Raw genomic sequence first — 2,411 nt, 5'->3', positions numbered from 1 at the left:
TCGGGCCGCAGCCCGTTGCCGGCGATCACGCGCACCTTGTGTTTGCGGTCGGTGTCCTTCTCGGGCTGGTTGAGCAGGTAGCGGCAGACTTCGCCGATGTAGAGGAAGGCGGTGGCGTCGTAGCGGATGACCTCGTCCCAAAACCGTGACGCCGAGAACGAGCGCCCCAGCGCGAGGGTGGCACCGGCGCTGAGCACTCCCGACACCCCCACAGTGAGCGCACTGTTGTGGTACAGCGGCAGGCAGCAGTACAGCGTGTCGCTGCTCCGCAACCGCATCCCGACGGCCCCCGAGCCGCCGAGCGCCCGCAGCCACCGGTAGTGCGTCATCACACTGGCCTTCGGTGCTCCCGTGGTTCCGGAGGTGAAAATGTAGAAGGCGTTGTCCTTCGCGAGCACCGACGACGTCACCGCGGGGTTTTCGGTCGAGGCGTCCGCGGCCAGCCGCTGCAGTTCGTCGACGGCGATCGAATTGGCCACGTGCGCCCCGGACTCGCCGACGGCCTTGAGCAGGTCTTCCTCGGCGATCAGGATCTTGGCATTCAAAAGCTCGACGCTGTGTGCCAGCACCTCGCCGCGGTGGTGGTAGTTGAGCATGCCGGCGATCGCGCCCAGCTTGACCACCGCCAGCATGAGCAGGACGAAGCGCGGCGAGTTCGTCAGCATGATGGCGACGACATCGCCGCGGCCGATCCCCCGTGCGGCAAGCGTTGCCGCATAACGATTGGCCGTTTCGTTGGCCTGCCGGTAGGTCACGGTTTCGTCGTCGAACCTGATGAAAACGCGGTCGCCGTGCCGCCGCGCGCGATCCTGCAAAGCCCGGCCGATCGAGGCTCTGGCCGACCGGCGAGTCAGGCCCGCGATGACCGCGCCGCGCGCGATGACGGGCCCATCCCTCAGCAGGCGCGGTAGTGCCGCGGCGATGTCCCTGAACTTGACGGAGTCATCGCTCATGGGTTCTGGCCCGTCGTTCCGAGTGCCGGTACATCACCCGCGTCCCGCGCTCCAAGGCGGGGGCCAGCAGGACCGACGCCAGTTCGCCCGGCAGCGTCCAACGCGGCTGAACCCTGCGCGGTCGTTCGATGATCGCCTTGGCGACGACGTCTGCGGCCTCGTCCGGCTGCATGCCGGGCATTCTGCGCAGGCTCGCTGTCGGCGCGCTCATGCGGGTGTGGACCAACCCCAGGTAAATCGACGTCATGTCGATGCCGTCGGCGTGCAACTCCGGTGCGACGCTGCGCAGCCACATGTCGAACGCGCCCTTGGATGCGATGTAAGTCCCCCACCTCGGGGTGGGATGCATTCGGACACCGATGGTGGACACGTTCACGATGTGTCCCGCGCCCTGCTGGCGCATTTGCGGGAGCACCCCGAGCAGCAGCCGGATCGGTCCGAGGTAGTTCGTGTCGATGGTGCGTTGAAAGTCGTGCGGCCGGTCGTACTGCAGCCGCAGCTCTCGGCGAATTGACTTGGCAGCGTTGCTGATAACGATGTCCATCGGGCCGTGGTTCTCGGCCAACTGCTTGGTGAGCTCGGTGACCCGCGCCTCGTCGCTCAGATCGGTCGGATAGGAGACAGCTCGCCCGCCCGTGGCGTTGATGGACGCGGCAACCTCATCCAGCTTCTCCGCCGAGCGAGCAACGAGCAGGACGGTGGCCCCTGCCGCCGCCAGTTTGCGGGCGGTGGCCTCACCGATGCCGTAGGAGCCGCCGGTGACCAGAACCGTCTTGCCGGACACCGCCCTTTTCAGTCTGTCCGGATCCGACACTCTCGGTGGATTCACGAGTACGTCGACCAGCTTGCCGGTCACGCTCATCGGCACGGAACCGTTCGATGCACACGCCCTCCTCGAAGTAAGCGTGAGAGTAGTACCCACTTTTGTCACCGGTCATTAATGCCCCGGCAACCCGACCAGGCGTGACCAGCGCCCGCCGGGACCGCCCCCGCGCCAGCCGACCATGTGGCCGTTGCTCAACCCGCGCCGTGCGGCGGCTTCAAGTCGGTATCCCGGCTCGGCTGCACCCGTTTCGGCTCTCCTGGCATCTTCGGGGTGCCTACCCGCCACAGATCATGCTCAACTGCGTATTTCCAGCTCGCGAACATCAGCCATGCGGCAGGTTATCGGGCGAGTTTTCGCCGCGATTTCGTATCGGCAATGGGGAGGAGTTTCCGAATGCGTGATTCACCCCGCCGCTGAGGTGATTTCCCGAGGCGGCCCACCGCCACAACCCGCGAGAGCCCCCAACCGGACGAGTATCCGGAACCGTCCCACTTGATGAAGTTCGGGCCGCTTCCCCTGTAGCGATCTTGGGCAAGCGCAGCGATCGTGGTGCGCAGGTACTCGACACGTCCACAGGCTTCGCCAGTGGCGAGAGTTGGAAACGCCGCAATTTCGAATCCTGCCAGGTCGGC

General features: G+C 65.9%; 2 protein-coding genes and 1 pseudogene. All 3 read right to left on the bottom strand.

What is annotated here, in order from left to right; all coding sequences use genetic code 11:
* The coding region (locus JO059_RS00110) for an AMP-binding protein (RefSeq protein ID WP_293313554.1) at window positions 1-953 on the bottom strand (953 nt) is incomplete at its 3' end.
* Window positions 943-1,815, bottom strand: a complete 873-nt coding sequence (locus JO059_RS00105; RefSeq protein ID WP_293313552.1) for an SDR family NAD(P)-dependent oxidoreductase — start codon at window positions 1,813-1,815, stop codon at window positions 943-945. The genes JO059_RS00105 and JO059_RS00110, both read right to left, overlap by 11 nt.
* Before the next feature lie 302 nt (window positions 1,816-2,117).
* Window positions 2,118-2,411, bottom strand: a pseudogene (locus JO059_RS00100) (hypothetical protein); the annotation flags it as partial.

The sequence above is a fragment of the Mycobacterium sp. genome (genome assembly GCF_019247615.1).
Lineage (GTDB): Bacteria > Actinomycetota > Actinomycetes > Mycobacteriales > Mycobacteriaceae > Mycobacterium.
The sequence above is the reverse complement of the archived record's forward strand: the minus strand, read 5'-3'. Positions and strand labels throughout refer to the sequence as shown.